Here is a 15,560-nt window from a genome sequence, read left to right as displayed (position 1 = left end):
ACAAACGAGTATGTTGCTCCTGCGAATCTGGAGGTTGTGGCTTCGTTCAGCAAAGGAGCGCGACCACCCCAGTGAGGGCGGCCGCAGTGTTCTGCCTAGATGTGAGAGTCAAGAGGGAGGAAATCGCTCTCAACTCCCTTTATGCGTGCGGACGGTTGCTGAAGCGTTTATGTTTCGCTGGAGATCCATCAAAGGAGCGGGCGTTCGGGCTCGCGGCAGCGGGCGGCCGCGTCGAGCCCTTTGTGGTCGTCCGCCCCTGGCATCCTCTGGCATGTGCAGCGAAGCTTGAAAGGTTCCAAGCAGACGTTCAGCATTCGGCTGTAGAAAGGTTGACCAAACCTCGAAAGAGGTCGATTCGATGTCGCAAATTGACGCAAGGTCAGATCATTTCTATTGAGCAATAACCCTCAGTAAACACGAAGCAAAATCACCGCAAAGGTATTTTAAGGAGTGAACACTAAAAGTTTTGCCCACTCATTGGAACGGAACTTTTGGAGAGACGAAGTGATTGCTAGCGACCGCCAAAAAACGATCTCGAAATTTGCACTTGATGGCACCCAAAAGGATGACCTCATCCGTGCAAATGCAAAGGTGGAACCGCACCTCGACCAAGTTCTCGACAAGTTCTACGAATTCGCTCAGGCCGACGCCGACGCCTCAAAGTTCTTTCCCAATGACGATGTTCTGAACCATGCCAAGTCCGCTCAAAAACGGCACTGGCAGCTTTTGCTCAGCGGTGATTTCTCTGACGAGTACTATTCCTCCGCAGAAACCATCGGGTGTGTGCATTTCAAAATCCAGCTTCCGTTCGAGCTCTATCTCTCAGGATACGCAAGGGCCACTTCCTATATCCAGGAGGTCTTGGGGCAACAGTACGGCACCGCTATTTCTTCGAAGGGGCGCAGCCGCCTGTTTGGCATGCTGGGGGCTTTGAACCGTGCATTCGCACTCGACACACACTATGTGATCGAAGCCTACTTTGCCGCGCAGCGCATCGAGCAGGATACCGCGTTCGATTACATCACAAAAGGCATTGAAAGGATGGAAGCGCGGGATCTCTCGGAACCTGTTCCCGGCCCAGAGAACAGCAGCTATCCTGAGCGATACAACGGCGTGCGGGAAACCGTTAACCGGCTGATGTCCAGCCTGGCAGAGGTGATCGGCACGATTCAATCCTCTACAAGTGCCCTTAGCAGCGCAGCACATGAAATCGCAGAGTCTGCTCAGGAACTTTCACAGCGCACTGAAACTCAGGCGGCGACGCTTGAACAGACAGCGGCCGCGGTAGAGGAAATCACAGCAAGCATGCGGGCTTCCTCAGAGGCCACCACCGAAACAAGCGACGTGGCCTCGAAGGCGCAAACTTTTGCCGAGGAAGGAAATTCCGTCGTAGGCGATGCCGTCTCCAAGATGCAGGAGATCGCGGAGTCCTCCGAAAAGATGTCCCAGATTATTGGTGCAATCGACGATATTTCCTTCCAGACAAACCTCCTGGCTTTGAATGCTGGCGTCGAAGCTGCCCGTGCAGGGGAAGCTGGACGCGGGTTTGCGGTCGTGGCCTCTGAAGTTCGTGCACTTGCCCAGCGGGCCGCCAATTCAGCAAAGGAAATCAAAGACCTGATTTCGGTCAGTGTCGGCCATGTTGAAGAAGGTGTGCAGCTTGTCAACGAGGCCGGCGGATCTCTGAGCCACATCGTTGGGGACGTGCAGCGGGTTTCCGAACTGACCTCGGAAGTGTCTTCGTCTGCAGAAGAGCAGTTTACCGGGCTTACAGAAATCAACACTGGTGTTTCGCATTTGGACAGCGTCACCCAGCAGAATGCCGCAATGGTGGAGGAAACCACCGCAGCAACCCGCACCATGCAGCACGACGCCCGCGCTCTGGCGAACCTGGCCACGACCTTCAAAGTTGGTCCATCATCTATCCAGTCCCAGGCCGACTTTGATAGTGCGGATGTTGACTTACGCTTGGCAGGTTAAACCACTCCAGTTGCTCGCAAGACCTGCTTAGGCACTCACGTTGCGTCTAAGCGACCCAGCCGCAAGACAGTCAGCTATCTGTAAGGAGCCCTATGCGGACCCTGATCACTTGCCAGGCTTTTGCGCGCACAGCACGTCACAAACCGGTGCATAGTAGACACTCAACACCTGGTTCCGATAAGATCGCCGTGCGGGAAAGCACCATTTCGCCATGCCTGCACCAAGGTCTGACTCGGGGTTCAGAGCGGGCTAAAAAACGGCCATTTTCGCCAGTAGAAAAAACCTCAGGCCTTACCCGGCTTTGACAAGTCAAGGGTGATGGCAAGAAGGCAAAGTTTTTGGTCAGCAGTGCTGGCTTTTAGTTCTGGATTATGTTGACCGCGCTCCTAATTGGGTATGCCAAGATCAGTTCACCCTCACCCAGCGTAGGTTTCAATCGCGCTCATCTCTGCTCTGGCAAGGCAATTGAGGTGTGTCGGACCCCATGTTGAGCGATAGGGCAAGCATATGTTTTTTTGACCACAGGGAGGTTCATATCCTCTCTGCGGACGTTAGCCGGGCGCAATAGAAGCGCAGAAACGTGAAAGGGAGGCACAGCGAATGACCCTCGATATGAAAGAGCTGGAGAAATTGGAGAAGCTCTTAAAGAGCGATGCGAAGATCAAGATCAAGAAGGACAAATCGAGCAACTTTGAGAAGATAGGCAAGAAGCTCGCAGCTGAGAACAAAGACGTGTCTGACGATGTCTGATTTCTGACAGAAGGACAAAAACCATGGGAAAGAAACTTACAGCGCTAATAAACGACGTCACCGCTGACAAAAAGAAGGCCACCGGCCACTGGGATGATGTTGTTTTGAACAATGACATTGTTAGGGAGCTCGGGGCCATCTTCGGCAAAAAGCTCGCAGATTACAGGAAGGAAACGGGCACCAAGAAAGACAAGCTCCAGAAGGAAATCACAAAGATAGTGGCAGAGTTGAAGAAGCGTGTGAATTTGCGCGGTAAAGCCATGAAATCCTTCTTAGTAGCAAGAAAAGATTTCGGAAAATCGGTGGAGAAGCTTCGTATACATATCAACAAACGTAACAACCGCAACGAGGGTTGGCGAAGCAAGAAGCACACCAAAGATGCCGAAATTCTTCTGAGCTCTGCGAAGTTTGACGAAGACAGTTTCTATGACCGCGAAAGCAAGATCCGTCTGATCAGGCTCGTCAAAGTGTGACATTGCGTGTCCCCTTCGGCGGGAGGAGACTGCACAGACCGGCCAAGGAACCGGGATGAACTTTTAGGCGCGGCAAAGCGTGACAGTATGGCTCTAGGAGTTAATGTCGGGAGAGGCGTCTTTGAAATAGGACAATTCCTTTGCCAGCTAGACAGCACTGCTATCAACAGCTTGCTAGGTAACTGCAGTGTACTGTCCGAAAACGGTCGTTATTGGCACTGGAGGCTTGCCCTCCAGCGAGCAGACATTGGTGCTAATGCTGCATCATGCAATTTGGGCTCGATCCGGCCGCCCGCGCAGACGGACGCTACGGCGAAGGTCTTTCGACGTGGGCCATTGCGTACGGTATCAACTGGGACTGACCGCGGCCCGCTCTTCGCTTGTGCAGCACGTCGCGACCGGCGTAAAGCGGACGCTACTCGTTGCCCAGGCTGTATTTGCGGCGAAAGTCAGCTCCGTCCCGCCAAACTGTTTAACCTTAGGCCGCCCCTTTCACATCAATCGGGTCGATCTTGACCCGGACTGACTGACCAAACATCCCCGTGTTCGCCTCAATCATTGGATGCATGTCGCCGGCTTCCTGAACCATGCCTGTGAAGCTCAGAATGCGTCCCATGAACGGCCCGGCCAACACCTCCAACGCCGCCCCGGGCCTGAACTGGCACATGGCCGCGCGATCCCGGCTATCGATGATCCTCTGCGCCTCTGCGTTCTCTTCCGCGACTTTCGCAAAGAACGGCTGCACGTGCTTACGGACCTCCTGCCCGCTGACCATCATCAGCGAGGGTTTCAGGCCGCGGCACTGGATCGCCTGGGCGAATACCTCCGGCGGGATCTCCGCGAAGATGTAGCCTGGCAGATAGGCGCTGGTGACCGGCTCGGCGTGGCGCTTCTTGCCCTGGCGCTTGAACTCGATCTTGCGCGGAGCGAACGCCTCAATTCCAAGGGCGCGCAGCTGGCGTTCAACCGCAAATTCCCCGCGCTCTTGGGTTACCATCTCCTTCTCTCCGTCAGCTTCCACCTCGAAGTGCAGATGGCGCGGCAGGGTGACTTTCTTCGTGGTTGTGATGCCCAGATACCAGGTCATGCGTGGTTCCTTTTCTGCCCGGTTGTTCGCTTGTGGCGGAGCGGGCGCCCTGCCCTGACCCGTGAAATTGCGCTGGCCAGTTCATCACGCGTTCTGGCCGAATAGCGCTGACGCTGCATGATGACTTCCAGGATGTACTCGGCGTCGCGCTCGTCCTGTGTTTCGATGACGAAGCGGTCGGCTTCGTACTTGCTGTCGATCTTGCTCAAACGTTGATCCCCGCCGCTCGGCATTCTGCCACTGTGATGAGTTTTTCCTGGATGCACTCCCCCGCCTGGCTGGGCAGGATTGTGCGGGCCCAGGGCTTGCGGGCCCGGATGTCAGCCGCCCGTGCTTCCAGAACTTTCTGCGGGTCCGCCCGCTTCTCAGCCGCCGGCACATGCCCCCGCCAGAAGTCCTCGGCGAAGAAGTTCTGACTGAGCTTGATCCGCTGCGGGTCGTAGCCGGCAACCCGCTTGCGGTAGGCCTCGGTCGCTGCGAGCACATCGCCCGGCTGTTCACCGGCATCGATCAGCGCTTTGACCGCCTCCTCGGTATCCGCCCAGTGGTCCTTGTTCGGACAGGCCCGCCAAACCCGGTCAAAGAAAGATCCAAAATCAAACTCGCCGTGGTGCGTGGCATCAGCCGCGCAATACTGATCCTTTTTCGGTTCCTTTACAGGATACTCTCCAGTGGGCTGGAGTTTGCTCGCCTCAAAACTGGAGTTTGCTTCGCTCGAAACTGGAGTTTGCTCGGGGGCTGCCTCCACTGGGCTGGAGTTTGAGCTAACTCCATTTTCTGGAGTTTGCTCAGATTCAATCGGCCCATCGCACCCCAAAATGTAGTAGGTGCGGCGCTTGGAGGATCCCGGAACCGTGGACCTACGACGGGCAATAAGCCCATCCTTTTCCATAGCTGCGAGAGCATTGTTCAAGGCACCGTTCGACAACCCGGTCTTGCGCATCAGCGTCTCCTGGGAAGGAAAGCATGCAGTCTCCGGGTCTCGATCATCGTTGTGGTGATCGCACAGGTGAAACAGGATGCGGAACGCGCCGGCTTTGACAGCCTCCGGAGGAAGGAGTGCAAGCCATGCGTTTGCCTTGTGGCTCATGATGCGCCTCCTTCGACAATTGAACGCCCTAAGCGGGAGGGCTTCCAGTGGCCTCTAGCCGGAATTCTAAACCTTGCAGGAACAAAGGCTTTACTATCGGCAGGGTTGAGCGCACCATTAAAAACACGCCTTTTCACAACGAAAGGAATTCTGATGAACGACGGTAAAATGGAAGCACTTTGGGCAATGGCCCGGATTTCCAACGCCAGAACCCAAGCCTTGACCGAAGTCGTGGCCACGGTTCTCGCCCGCAGTGCTCTGCCGGAAGCGGATCCAGAAGCATACATCACATCCGCACTCCGCCCGGTTCAGGAGCTCGCAACGTCATTTGGCAACAGCGAAGATGACAACATCCTGGTTGGCAAAAAGGTTGATGATTTCGCGGAGACCCTTGAAGAGAAGGCACTCTCACAGCTTCGAACGCTGCAGCGGGAGCGCAGAGTTCAGTAACAGGCTCACCCTTTGAACCTGCGGTGGTGAGAACCAGTCGCTCCTCCACGCAGAACCGGGTTTTCGCATCACCGTGTTTCTCTTTGACCTTCGGTGTGCTGACCATAGGCCGCCTCCCGTGCTTCAGGTTGGTTTCGCTTTTCAGATTTTGGGGAGATGACCGGGACGAATTCAGGCCCGGCTGGTCACGTCTTCTACCGCTCGATTGACCACTGCCTCCTGAGAAGTTTCGGGCTTCGAGGAAGGATCAAGGCGGAACCAAATTCTTTCTACCGCTCCAATTGTGCGCGCCCTGTGAGGTACGCCAGTTCCTGAAATGAGGGGTTCTGATGAAAGACAATTCAAACATCGGTATCTCCATCAATGGAGTGGACCATTCGGTTCTTTGCGGCATTTGCCAGGCGCCCGTATCTATCGTTGGTCCGTCGAATTGTGGAAGCAGCACCGCAGGGTGCGTCAAATGTGCGAACATCGCCGACCTCCAAGAAGTCCTGGCAATGGCCATCGAGTTTACCAGGGAGGAGGAGCATCTCCGCCTCAGGCAGCTCGCTCAAGGCACCGGCCGACGCCGCAAGGCCATGACCGTCGACGGCCGCACCACACACGACCAAGTCTTTCGATTTATTGTTGATCTCAAAGTCTGAGATGTCAGGCGACAGCAGGCGTTTCCCTCTAGAGAGAGCATAACCCCCTCCCGCATAGGGAGCTTTTTGAAGGGTGAGTGCAACTTGTTGTTGCCGCCCTGAGTGGTGCCGTCGTACAGTCAGTTTGAATTGTTTTCGAGGGATTTCAACATGCGTGACAACTTGGTCTACTTCGACACCTGTGGGGCGATCGGTAAAGGCAACGGGGTTATCCAAATTGAACTGGTAACCAAGTTCCTCGATGGGCAACCTGATAACAGCGTTAGTGAACGGCACGAGGTGACCGGAAACCTCAGATGCAGCATCAGAGCAGCCGAAAAGCTCGTCGACGCCCTTCAAAGGGCCATCGCGTTGCAGAAGGTTCCGCAGTTCGAAGTGCGGGTTGCCCATAAGAACTGACATCACCCCTGCCCCTTCTGACCCAGCGCAGCTTCCGCCTGCTCGCGGATCCGCCGGAACGCCTGCTCTGCGTCCCCGGCCTCCTTGGCTACGATTGAGTGGTCAAGCGTGCCGATAGCCGCGGCGACAGCTTCACCCGCCTCCTTGGCAGCTGCGGCCGCCAGGGCCTCCCGTGGCTCCAGGGGCGTCTGCATCTGATCCTGCATCTGCTGCAGAACCGTGATGATGCGCCGGCTGCCGGTGATCGACATCAAGGCAACCACGTCGTTCAGTGAGAACTCGCGGGAACCCTTCATCTTGCGGGAGAAGCCGCCGTAGTCGACCTCGTGGTCTTCCAGCTCCCTGCCCGCCCAGAACTCGGCTATCTCCCGGGCCGCGCAGTTCTGCTTGCCGGGGAAGTGCTTGGCAACGGTGCCGCGCACCAATGTGTGGAGGTAGGCCCTTTGATCAGCCATGCTCAGCAACCTCGTTGTTTTGCGGGTTTGGGAAGTGGCGCGCTAGAGAGTGTGTGTGCAGAGGAAGGAGGAATTTCACCTGAGGTTGGAGCGCGGGTCATTGCCGGCGCACCTTTTTGCGGATCGTTCGCTTTGGTGGGCGCTTGAAGGTGAACAGAGACGTTGGGCATTCAATGCCCTGGAGGTCACACTCCCTTTTCACCCCTTCATACCAGCTGGAAGGCATCTTACCTCGAACTACGGCATTGCTGACCGCCGTCAGTCCGACGCCAATCCGTAGGGAGATGTTCTCTCTACCAATTTTGTTGATCAGTTGCTCTGAAGTGTAGGTCATGGCCACAATATATCCACTTATTGTGGATTGCGTCCAGACCACAATTCGGAGATTGAGAAAAAATCCACATTTTGTGAAAAGCAGGTATGACCACAGATGATCCTGAATACGCCGAAATCGGCGCCCGACTGAAAGCTATCAGGGTCGGCTTCTCAGACCTCAAACAAGCCGCCTGGGCCGAGAAGCACGGTTTTCGACAGACCCAATACAACAACTGGGAAAAGGGCGTACGCCGCATCCCAGTTGAAGCTGCCGAAGTACTTTGCGATCGCTACGGGCTGACCTTGGACGCGATATACCGCGGCAGGATGGACGGCATCTCACAGCAGGCCTTGAAGGTCTTTTGATCCAACCGACCTATCGCCGAAACAAGCTCATCGAGCGAATAACCAGTGCGATCCGCCAGCTTGATCAGAACGTCTAGCCTTGAGTCCACAATAGAGTATTCGATTGGTCGGCTCATTTTTCCCCCACTTTTTTGAACTCACCCTGCCACAGCAGACATGTGGCCAACTTTTCCGCCGGAGCGAAATGGGGAAGCGAGGGGCGCTGCGAGGTCAGGGACCGAGGCTCATCCTGCACTTTGCAGCACCTGAATAAGAACAAAAGAAGAACATCGCAAGCCGCTAGATATAGTACTGTCACAGCACGTGGACCGTGAACGTACGGCATTACGCGCGCTAGATGTTGTAGAATCGCCCACCGAAGCCGGGGTGAAGTTTGGCAAAACCTGCTGCATGCCCCTATGCCAGCGCCCAAATAGACGACCAGTCAAGCGTTTTGGCGTTCAAGGGCGGCCTTCGCACCTTTTAAAGTGAAACGCATCTTATACCGTGCAAAATCAGATATTTGGGACAATGCACCGTCACAAAGAACCACCACACACCTCCCACAAACGCGATTACCGAATCTAGTCCGCAGTGCTGAGGTCTGGTTGTGTCCTGCGGGTGTCGGCAAACCTTTTCTGACAGCCAGTGGGTTAAGTTCCCACGCCAACGAAACTCGGACCTGGCTCGCCCATTCAAGGATGCATGCGAGGTTGTTCTGGAAGTGGGTGTTCCGTCTTTCGCAGGCGCCCCGGAAGGGGCTTGAGCCCTCAGCCGCCATCGCCCCGGGCAGTCGACCTCGCAGGTGCAGCGTGTCGGTAACAGCCCGAAGCGGACGTGGCCATATAGCATCTGGGACGGTTTCAAGCATTCGTTTGTACAATCTGCCAACGGAAGCTTCTCTTCCTGAACCTACCGTGGACAGCAACACCTCAGAACATCCTCAAACTAGTATTCACCTCCCTGTGGACCTCTCATCGTCAAAGACGTATTCAATATCAAACAAAAGACCTCGCATGCAAACGCGAGTGTGAAATCACGGGTGTAAAACAAGATGGATCTCTCAGCAAATTTGGAGACCTTGAGGTCTGAAGTCCTTGATGGGGGATTGCCCGCACCGGGAAGGCTCGCCGCAGCCTTGGGCTGGGAAGCCCAAGACTTGGGCGCAAAGAACGTGGCTCAAGGAGGGATAGAACTTCAGACTGTGCGCGGCAAAATTGGCTTTCAATCAGCCGCACTTTTCGCAAGCCCAGTTAAAACACCAGAAATCCAGCCCCATTCTGAAGCAAGACGGCTTGCAGCATTTTACGGCTACCACGCGTCGACCCGCTGGGGGTTGTTCGCCGACGACAATGGAGTTACCCCGTTCAACTCCCATTGGATGTCTCAAGATGATTGGTACCTACTTCCAACAATTGGTTGGAACGAAATCGTCGACAGGCAAAAGGAACTATCAGTATTTCAACCAAAAAGATTGCTGCATGGTGAAGCAGACAAGGCGGCACTCAAGGAATTTACAGCACCTACTCGGCTTCTCCAGCCCGTAGATGATGAACTTGTTGAAAGGCTAGACGGATGGAGGGAAACTGCACTTCGAGAAAGCAGTTCAAGCGCAAATGTAGATGCGCAACTCCAAACCCTCTTCGCCAAATTGTTCGTGCTAAGAACAATAGAGGATAAGGGGCTAGCTCCCGAAGTGCAGCCACTAATCAGAGCTTTCGGAGAGGGGCGGCAACTTGAGCAAAGTGAGCTCATAAAAAGTTTCGAGGGTGCCCGGAATTATGTGGGGAGCGAGCTGTTCGATAGAATTGAGCTTGATGCAATTCCGGCCCATGTCATTTCCGGTGTGATATATGATCTATATTACCCTAGTCGAATTGGGGCGTATAACCACAGATACAATTTTTCGTGGATAGACTCCGATGTTTTGGGGCTTGCCTACGAGAAGTATCTTTCCACGATATTGAGTCCTAAAGCTCCTTCTCGGCAGCTTGATCTTTTTCAAGGTGAAACGACTGATGTTGAACGGATCAGTGTACGTAAGGCAGGTGGTGTTTACTACACTCCGCAATACCTGACACGATATTTAGCATCGTCGAGTATCGATGAGTTCTATAAGACCAATGATGCTACGAAATTCCCCAAGATTATTGACTTTGCGTGTGGTTCGGGATCGTTTCTAGTGAGCGCCCTCGACATTCTTCTGCCTCGATTGAAAGCACTAGATTCAACCCGAAATTGGGCGCACGAGCTAATCGAGGGAGGATGCATCTCCGGCGTCGACGTTGATGAAAAGGCAGTTACTGTCGCTCGCCTAAACATCTGGAACCGGTTGGCAGAAGAACCGGACCCTCTTCCACTTCCAAACCTGTCGAAGGTAATTGTCCAAGGTGACGGCTTGGATGTTGAGAGTTGGTCCGGTCTATCCGATAGTTTTGATATTTGTCTTGGGAACCCACCCTTCCTGGCAACATCGCGCGTAGCTGACCGGGAAGGCCTAGAGCACAAATTCAGTTCTGCAAAAGGCAGATACGACTTTTCGTATCTGTTTCTGGAACAAGCAACTCAAGTAACTGCCCCGGACGGGATTCTGGGCATGGTGATGCCTAACAGACTGTTTAGAAATAAAAACGCTGGTCCCATCCGCGCTCTGCTGACCGATCGCATGGACATTAAAGAACTGATCGATTTTGGATCAAACGAAGTTTTTGAAGGCACCAGCGCTTACGTCGGTTGTGTTGTTGCTGCTCATCGGGCTCTACTTGCGCCGGAAGTCGAACACTTGGATGTTGTGGAAGTCAAGGAGCTGCCAGAACGATACATCTCCGAACTCTTGTTGTCGGAAGATACTGAAGAACGATACTTGAAACGTTACTCGGCAAGCCATCCCCGTGGTCCGGGGCCATGGATGCTCCTTTCATATGAAGAGAAGCTCGAACAAATTAGAATTTCCGAAGCTTCATTGCCACTCAGCGAGCTTTCAGCAGTTGTGCAAGGAATTCGAACAGGTGCCAACGACGTCTTCATACTAGAAATCGAAGACGAAGGCGATGAGTTCGTCGGTGTCAGAAACGGATTGGGAGATAGCTTTGTTCTTGAGCGAGGATTGCTAGAGCCCGTTGTTTTTGGATCTGAAATTTCAAGGTACGCAGATCTCCAATACAATAAGTATTTGCTTTACCCTTACAAATCAGGTGTCTGCCTTTCTGAGACTGAACTTGAGGAGAGTTTCCCACAAACACTGAAGTATCTGAAGAGCTACAGAACCATTCTGGCCAACAGAACGAGCATCAAGTCCTCCGGTTTGCGTTGGTATGAGTTAGTCCGCCGGCGAGACGAGACTTGGTTGAGAGCCCCCAAACTTCTTATTCGAGATTTGGCGCGGGAGACATCATTTTCCGTAGACGAAGCAGGAGAATTGTTCATGGTAGGCGGGACGGCCGTCGTTCCAGAATCGGATGATATGCTTATTGCTTTGCTCGGTTACCTGAACAGCGGTCCGATCAGTAAGTTGGTTAAGCGCACGACCCCTGAATTTCGAGGAGGGTTTCAGAAATTTGAACCACAGCATTTGCAGAAGATCCCAGTGTTGCGCCGCTTGCTCGAGGATGAAGAATTCATGGAAGACCTTATAGTGCTTACGAACCGGGTTATTGCGTCCAGTGCCAATGCATCTATGAGGGACGCTGCAAACTCAGAGCTCGATGCATTCGTTTCGACAGCGCTAGCCGCAGCTGGAATTGAAGCAGGTGCTTGAAATTGCCAATTTGGAAAACGCTGGAACCGGATATTGATCTTCCTCGCAATATCGCGCTGCTCGATACCAATGTACTTGTGTCTTATTGCGACCCAAGCGAGAAGACACACGAAGATACTATTGCAGCACTTGATATGGCGGAATTCAGTTGGGCTGTAACACGATCTGTAGTCGTGGAGACATCAGGTTTTCTAGCTGGGAGCCGAAAACGACCTGATCTAGCTCAACACCTTATGGAATGGGTCATGACGCCTGGGGAACTTATCAGAATTGGCGAGACTACGGAATCAATGGAAGCAGCAAGGCAATACTCACGCCAATTCCGTGTAGATTTTGTCGATGCAACGTTGTTGGACTTGGCCAACCAGATTTCTACCAAACTAGACCTTACTCCGTCGGTTCATGTAGCAACCTACGACACAAGAGATTTCCTAATGCTCTATGGCCAAGATGGCCTCAACTTTCACGTTTATGATATGAGAGACCTTTCCTCCACAAACCAGGAACTCTAAAGAATTCTCATGCATTGGTTTGCGTCCGCTTTGGGCCCTTGGAGGCCCGTTCATTTCAGTTCTCTTCAACGGCGGCTGGGTCGTCTGCATAATTTTGCAAAGACCGCTTGCTGCGCAAAGCTGACCTAAGGGGCTGCCAAGGCTGCGGCGAATGACCGGAAGGTCCCGCTTCCCCCAACTTCGAATTACGCCCTGCCCCAACCCAGGCACCCTCCCCTACCTCACTCTTAAGCCATCCCCCTTTCCTACCCGCTCTAGGTGATGTCAGGTTGAAGCTCACCACAAGCAATAAATCCACTTTTTGTGGTTTTTCCCATTGCCTATCCACTTTTTGTGGATTATCTTAATTCTCAAGCAAAGGGAGAACCGAGATGCACGGAACGGCCTTCAAGCACATCGAACTGGAAGACGGCAGCGGTGACTACTTCGAGGGTTCTGCCGAATTCTGCTGGACCGCCAGCCGCGTTGCAGCTGACCGGGAAACCGGCGAGCCCGGCGGCTGGGAGGTATACACGTCCATCGCCTTCGCCCTGGTCGATGACATGCTCTACAGCCGCGACGAGCTGGCTCTGCGCTTCGGAAAGGAAGAGGTCACCCGCATCGAGGCCTACTACGAGGAAGAGGCCTTCCCGGAAGAGCTGAACGACTTCGAGAACATCTACGACGACGAAGACGCCAAGTTCGATCCTGCGGCAATACTCCGCGCCGCCGAACCGTTCCTGGCTATTGCCGCAGAGTGATCGTCATGGAATACAATAAGCCTATAGCAGAACTGGCCCGCCGTATGGCCGCCAGTGCCCCGGCGGGCACAGCTGACAGCCACCGCTCACACGGAACTGCCCGCCGGGAAGAACACGATCCAGCAAACCGGGGCCGCTCTGCGCAAGTCTTTGAGGACTTCAACGGGGGCCAAGAGGATCCGCGGCCCTGGCTGCGGTCCTGGGGCGCGGCAGTGGTGATAGCTGCCTCCCTCGCCCTCCTGGCCCTTTTTCTGGCCAACGCTGCCTGGGCGCATCTGTTCCCGCCCGTTTGCTTTCCCTGAACCTCCCCAGTCGGGCGCCTCCCTGTCCTACGTCCTGGCGCCCTACTCGCCCCCGGCGGCTGCATTGCCGCAACTCTGTGCCGCCGGGGGTCTTTTCCAAAGGAGCGAGACATGAACCAATTTTCACCCGTGAAGCTGCACAACGCAGAGCAAGGCACGGACGAATGGCACCAGCTGCGCTGCGGTGTGCTGACGGCCAGCGTGGTGAGCGAGATCGTGACACCCACGCTCAAGCTGGCGGCAAACGACAAGACCCGCGCCCTGGCCAACAAGATCGCCGTGCAGCGGATCACCGGCATTCCCGAGGAAGATCCGTTCACCTCTGAGAAGATGCTCCGCGGCCATATCGACGAGGAGGTCGCCCGCGACCTCTATTCCCGGAAGTACGCCAGCGTGATCGAGGTGGGTTTCATCACCAATGACCGCTTCCCGCACTTCGGCTACTCGCCTGACGGCCTGGTGGGCGCTGACGGGCTGATCGAGGTCAAGAGTCGCGACCCGCATCTGCACATTGCCAGCATCACCGCCCGGGAGCGCGGCGAAGGCATCCCCAAGGAGTACATGGCCCAGGTGCAGGCAGGACTGCTGCTGTCCGGGCGCGACTGGTGCGACTTCATCAGCTTCTCCCACGGCCTGCCGATGATGGTTCACCGGGTCGAACCCGACGCGGACTATCAGGCAGCCATTGTGAAGGCCGCTGGGGACTTCGAGGAAACCGTGCAGGGCATCATTGCCGACTACCAGGCCGCCACTGCCAACGCCGCCGTCTACACCCCCACTGAACGCATCGACTATGAAGGGATGATCCTGTGACTTCTATTCTGCACACCATCGCCGCCAAGTCCGACCAGCTGAACGCCGAAGACCTGATCGGCGGCGACCGCACCATCCGCGTGACCGCCGTCCGGGTCAACGCCACCGAGGACCAGCCCGTCTGGATCCAGTTCGAAGGCGACAACGGCAAGCCGTTCAAGCCCTGCAAAACCATGCGCCGGCTGCTGATCCGCGTCTGGGGCGACGACAGCGCCGCCTACGTCGGCCGCTCCATGACCCTCTACCTCGACCCGGAGGTGAAATACGGCGGCATGAAGGTCGGCGGCATCCGCATCTCGCAGCTCTCCCACATGGAGGCACCTCAGTCCTTTTTTCTCACTGAGACCCGCGGCCGGAAGAAGCAGCACACGGTCACGCCGCTGGCAGCACCCCAGGGGCAGCAGATGCCCGCAGAGCCGACCGCTGAGGAAATCAACGCCGTCCTGCATGACGCTGAAAAGGCGGCCAAACGCGGCAAGGCTGCTTTCACAACCTGGTGGAACAGCGAGAAGGTCAAAGCGAACGACAATTGGGCGCGCAAAGTCATCAACGGCCTGCTGCCTGGCACCGAGATCAAGCTCGACGCACTGCAGAAGATGGCCGTGCAAGCCGACCTGGCCGCCGCGGAGGATGACGACGCGGTGACCGAGGACGATCCGTTCAGCACTGCGGAGAACGCCGCATAATGGACAAGGCTCCCGATATCCTGCTGATCAAGACACCCGGCGGCCTTGAGCCCTACGGCCGCCACAGCACCCCCATGCTGGAGGATCTGGTGCCCGGTCAAGTCCTGACCGCCAAACCGCGCAAGGGCCGCGGCCTGCCCCGGAACGCCGCGTATTGGGCTGGCCTGCACACCGCCATCGAGCATTGCGACGTCTGGCCCACAACCGAGCGCCTGCATGCCGACCTCAAGAAGTACTGCGGCTATGTCGATGAGTATTTCAGCCCTCTGACCGGGCAATGGGAAGTCCGCGTGCAGTCGACGGCTTTCAGCAAGATGAACGAAAGCGAGTTCGCCCAGTACTTCCGCAAGGCGCAGCTGCGGTTCATTTCAGAGATGGGCTTTGACCCCTGGCTGCAGGTGGCGAAATGAACATCATGAACAAGCCGCCGCTGGGGTTGAAGCAGCCGAAGGCTCGGGACAACCCAAAATACTTGCGCGAAGTCCGCGCCCTACCCTGCTGTATTTGCGAAGCTTTCGGGTTCACCCAGCTTTCGCCGACCACAGCGCATCACCCGATCTGCGAGCGACACGGCAACGAGCGCGTACCGGATCACGAGGCTATCCCGCTTTGCGACGGCCACCACCAGGGCGACTTCGACACGTCCAAGATTGCCATCCACCGCGACCGCGCCCTCTGGGTGGAGTGGTACGGCTCAGACCGCGACTGGATCGCCGCCACACAAGACCGCATCCGCACTGCGCCCTGACAGCAACCGGGCAC

The 15,560-nt window shown here is 55.5% G+C and carries 18 protein-coding genes; 12 read left to right on the top strand and 6 right to left on the bottom strand.

Annotated elements, in window-relative coordinates; all coding sequences use genetic code 11:
* The first annotated feature begins 504 nt into the window (after positions 1-504).
* From RA20_RS01040 to RA20_RS01035, 3 genes are all read left to right on the top strand, one after another.
* Positions 505-1,980, top strand: coding sequence for a globin-coupled sensor protein (locus RA20_RS01040; protein WP_152618406.1), 1,476 nt, complete (start codon positions 505-507; stop codon positions 1,978-1,980).
* A gap of 600 nt (positions 1,981-2,580) precedes the next feature.
* Complete coding sequence (locus tag RA20_RS25635) at positions 2,581-2,730, top strand: hypothetical protein (RefSeq protein WP_193748746.1); 150 nt, start codon at positions 2,581-2,583, stop codon at positions 2,728-2,730.
* A 23-nt stretch (positions 2,731-2,753) separates the two neighbouring features.
* Positions 2,754-3,203 carry a hypothetical protein gene (locus tag RA20_RS01035; RefSeq protein WP_039123757.1) on the top strand — a complete coding sequence of 150 codons (450 nt, stop codon included), beginning with the start codon at positions 2,754-2,756 and terminating at the stop codon, positions 3,201-3,203.
* A 478-nt stretch (positions 3,204-3,681) separates the two neighbouring features.
* On the opposite strand, the gene nusG is transcribed toward RA20_RS01035, so the two are convergent.
* From nusG to RA20_RS25245, 3 genes are read right to left on the bottom strand one after another with little or no spacing between them, the layout of a single operon-like run.
* On the bottom strand, positions 3,682-4,290 hold the full coding sequence (gene nusG / locus RA20_RS01030) for a transcription termination/antitermination protein NusG (protein WP_039123756.1): 609 nt from the start codon (positions 4,288-4,290) through the stop codon (positions 3,682-3,684).
* The gene (locus RA20_RS01025) at positions 4,287-4,499 is read right to left on the bottom strand and encodes a hypothetical protein (protein ID WP_152618405.1); all 213 of its coding nucleotides are present in this window, start codon (positions 4,497-4,499) and stop codon (positions 4,287-4,289) included. The genes nusG and RA20_RS01025 overlap by 4 nt, the downstream gene beginning before the upstream one ends.
* A complete protein-coding gene (locus RA20_RS25245; protein ID WP_152618404.1) occupies positions 4,496-5,380 on the bottom strand; it encodes a helix-turn-helix domain-containing protein in 885 nt (294 codons plus the stop codon). Before RA20_RS25245 ends, RA20_RS01025 begins: the two co-directional genes overlap by 4 nt.
* Positions 5,381-5,533: 153 nt before the next feature.
* On the opposite strand from RA20_RS25245, the gene RA20_RS01015 reads away from it, so the two are divergent.
* On the top strand, positions 5,534-5,830 hold the full coding sequence (locus RA20_RS01015; RefSeq protein WP_152618403.1) for a hypothetical protein: 297 nt from the start codon (positions 5,534-5,536) through the stop codon (positions 5,828-5,830).
* Positions 5,831-6,171: 341 nt separating this feature from the next.
* On the opposite strand, the gene RA20_RS25240 is transcribed toward RA20_RS01015, so the two are convergent.
* The 3 genes from RA20_RS25240 to RA20_RS25235 all read right to left on the bottom strand — a co-directional run bounded on the left by RA20_RS25240 (position 6,172) and on the right by RA20_RS25235 (position 7,662).
* Positions 6,172-6,876 (bottom strand): hypothetical protein, encoded by a 705-nt coding sequence (locus RA20_RS25240; protein WP_152618402.1) that lies wholly within the window; start codon positions 6,874-6,876, stop codon positions 6,172-6,174.
* Positions 6,876-7,328, bottom strand: coding sequence for a hypothetical protein (locus RA20_RS01000; protein ID WP_039123747.1), 453 nt, complete (start codon positions 7,326-7,328; stop codon positions 6,876-6,878). The genes RA20_RS25240 and RA20_RS01000 overlap by 1 nt, the downstream gene beginning before the upstream one ends.
* 97 nt (positions 7,329-7,425) lie before the next feature.
* A complete protein-coding gene (locus RA20_RS25235; RefSeq protein ID WP_152618401.1) occupies positions 7,426-7,662 on the bottom strand; it encodes a hypothetical protein in 237 nt (78 codons plus the stop codon).
* 86 nt (positions 7,663-7,748) lie between these two features.
* Here RA20_RS25235 and RA20_RS00995 point away from each other — a divergent pair, with 86 nt between their 5' ends.
* The 8 genes from RA20_RS00995 (at position 7,749) to RA20_RS00955 (ending at position 15,546) form a co-directional block, all read left to right on the top strand.
* Positions 7,749-8,009: a helix-turn-helix domain-containing protein gene (locus RA20_RS00995; protein WP_039123746.1), complete on the top strand. Its 261-nt coding sequence runs from the start codon at positions 7,749-7,751 to the stop codon at positions 8,007-8,009.
* A gap of 1,033 nt (positions 8,010-9,042) precedes the next feature.
* The gene (locus tag RA20_RS00990; RefSeq protein WP_039123745.1) at positions 9,043-11,745 is read left to right on the top strand and encodes an Eco57I restriction-modification methylase domain-containing protein; all 2,703 of its coding nucleotides are present in this window, start codon (positions 9,043-9,045) and stop codon (positions 11,743-11,745) included.
* Positions 11,742-12,257 (top strand): type II toxin-antitoxin system VapC family toxin, encoded by a 516-nt coding sequence (locus RA20_RS24865; RefSeq protein WP_082017874.1) that lies wholly within the window; start codon positions 11,742-11,744, stop codon positions 12,255-12,257. Before RA20_RS00990 ends, RA20_RS24865 begins: the two co-directional genes overlap by 4 nt.
* A 371-nt stretch (positions 12,258-12,628) precedes the next feature.
* Entirely contained in the window at positions 12,629-12,997 is a 369-nt protein-coding gene (locus RA20_RS00980) for a hypothetical protein (RefSeq protein WP_039123742.1), read from the top strand.
* A gap of 413 nt (positions 12,998-13,410) precedes the next feature.
* Positions 13,411-14,112 (top strand): lambda exonuclease family protein, encoded by a 702-nt coding sequence (locus RA20_RS00970; protein WP_039123739.1) that lies wholly within the window; start codon positions 13,411-13,413, stop codon positions 14,110-14,112.
* Positions 14,109-14,798, top strand: coding sequence for a hypothetical protein (locus RA20_RS24495; RefSeq protein ID WP_052248762.1), 690 nt, complete (start codon positions 14,109-14,111; stop codon positions 14,796-14,798). Before RA20_RS00970 ends, RA20_RS24495 begins: the two co-directional genes overlap by 4 nt.
* Positions 14,798-15,208 carry a hypothetical protein gene (locus RA20_RS00960; protein ID WP_039123738.1) on the top strand — a complete coding sequence of 137 codons (411 nt, stop codon included), beginning with the start codon at positions 14,798-14,800 and terminating at the stop codon, positions 15,206-15,208. The genes RA20_RS24495 and RA20_RS00960 overlap by 1 nt, the downstream gene beginning before the upstream one ends.
* Positions 15,205-15,546, top strand: coding sequence for a DUF968 domain-containing protein (locus tag RA20_RS00955; RefSeq protein ID WP_039123737.1), 342 nt, complete (start codon positions 15,205-15,207; stop codon positions 15,544-15,546). The genes RA20_RS00960 and RA20_RS00955 overlap by 4 nt, the downstream gene beginning before the upstream one ends.
* Positions 15,547-15,560: the final 14 nt, after the last annotated feature.

The sequence above is a fragment of the Leisingera sp. ANG-Vp genome (assembly GCF_000813725.1).
Taxonomy (GTDB): Bacteria; Pseudomonadota; Alphaproteobacteria; order Rhodobacterales; family Rhodobacteraceae; genus Leisingera.
This window is presented reverse-complemented; position numbering and strand designations above follow the sequence as displayed.

What these genes read in the sequence shown, in the direction of transcription:
- RA20_RS25245 (WP_152618404.1), bottom strand. Translation starts at nt 5,380, where the DNA reads ATGAGCCACAAGGCAAACGCATGGCTTGCACTCCTTCCTCCGGAGGCT.
- nusG (WP_039123756.1), bottom strand. Translation starts at nt 4,290, where the DNA reads ATGACCTGGTATCTGGGCATCACAACCACGAAGAAAGTCACCCTGCCG.
- RA20_RS01000 (WP_039123747.1), bottom strand. Translation starts at nt 7,328, where the DNA reads ATGGCTGATCAAAGGGCCTACCTCCACACATTGGTGCGCGGCACCGTT.
- RA20_RS01035 (WP_039123757.1), top strand. Translation starts at nt 2,754, where the DNA reads ATGGGAAAGAAACTTACAGCGCTAATAAACGACGTCACCGCTGACAAA.
- RA20_RS25635 (WP_193748746.1), top strand. Translation starts at nt 2,581, where the DNA reads ATGACCCTCGATATGAAAGAGCTGGAGAAATTGGAGAAGCTCTTAAAG.
- RA20_RS00970 (WP_039123739.1), top strand. Translation starts at nt 13,411, where the DNA reads ATGAACCAATTTTCACCCGTGAAGCTGCACAACGCAGAGCAAGGCACG.
- RA20_RS00955 (WP_039123737.1), top strand. Translation starts at nt 15,205, where the DNA reads ATGAACATCATGAACAAGCCGCCGCTGGGGTTGAAGCAGCCGAAGGCT.
- RA20_RS00995 (WP_039123746.1), top strand. Translation starts at nt 7,749, where the DNA reads ATGACCACAGATGATCCTGAATACGCCGAAATCGGCGCCCGACTGAAA.
- RA20_RS00980 (WP_039123742.1), top strand. Translation starts at nt 12,629, where the DNA reads ATGCACGGAACGGCCTTCAAGCACATCGAACTGGAAGACGGCAGCGGT.
- RA20_RS25235 (WP_152618401.1), bottom strand. Translation starts at nt 7,662, where the DNA reads ATGACCTACACTTCAGAGCAACTGATCAACAAAATTGGTAGAGAGAAC.
- RA20_RS00960 (WP_039123738.1), top strand. Translation starts at nt 14,798, where the DNA reads ATGGACAAGGCTCCCGATATCCTGCTGATCAAGACACCCGGCGGCCTT.
- RA20_RS00990 (WP_039123745.1), top strand. Translation starts at nt 9,043, where the DNA reads ATGGATCTCTCAGCAAATTTGGAGACCTTGAGGTCTGAAGTCCTTGAT.
- RA20_RS01015 (WP_152618403.1), top strand. Translation starts at nt 5,534, where the DNA reads ATGAACGACGGTAAAATGGAAGCACTTTGGGCAATGGCCCGGATTTCC.
- RA20_RS25240 (WP_152618402.1), bottom strand. Translation starts at nt 6,876, where the DNA reads ATGTCAGTTCTTATGGGCAACCCGCACTTCGAACTGCGGAACCTTCTG.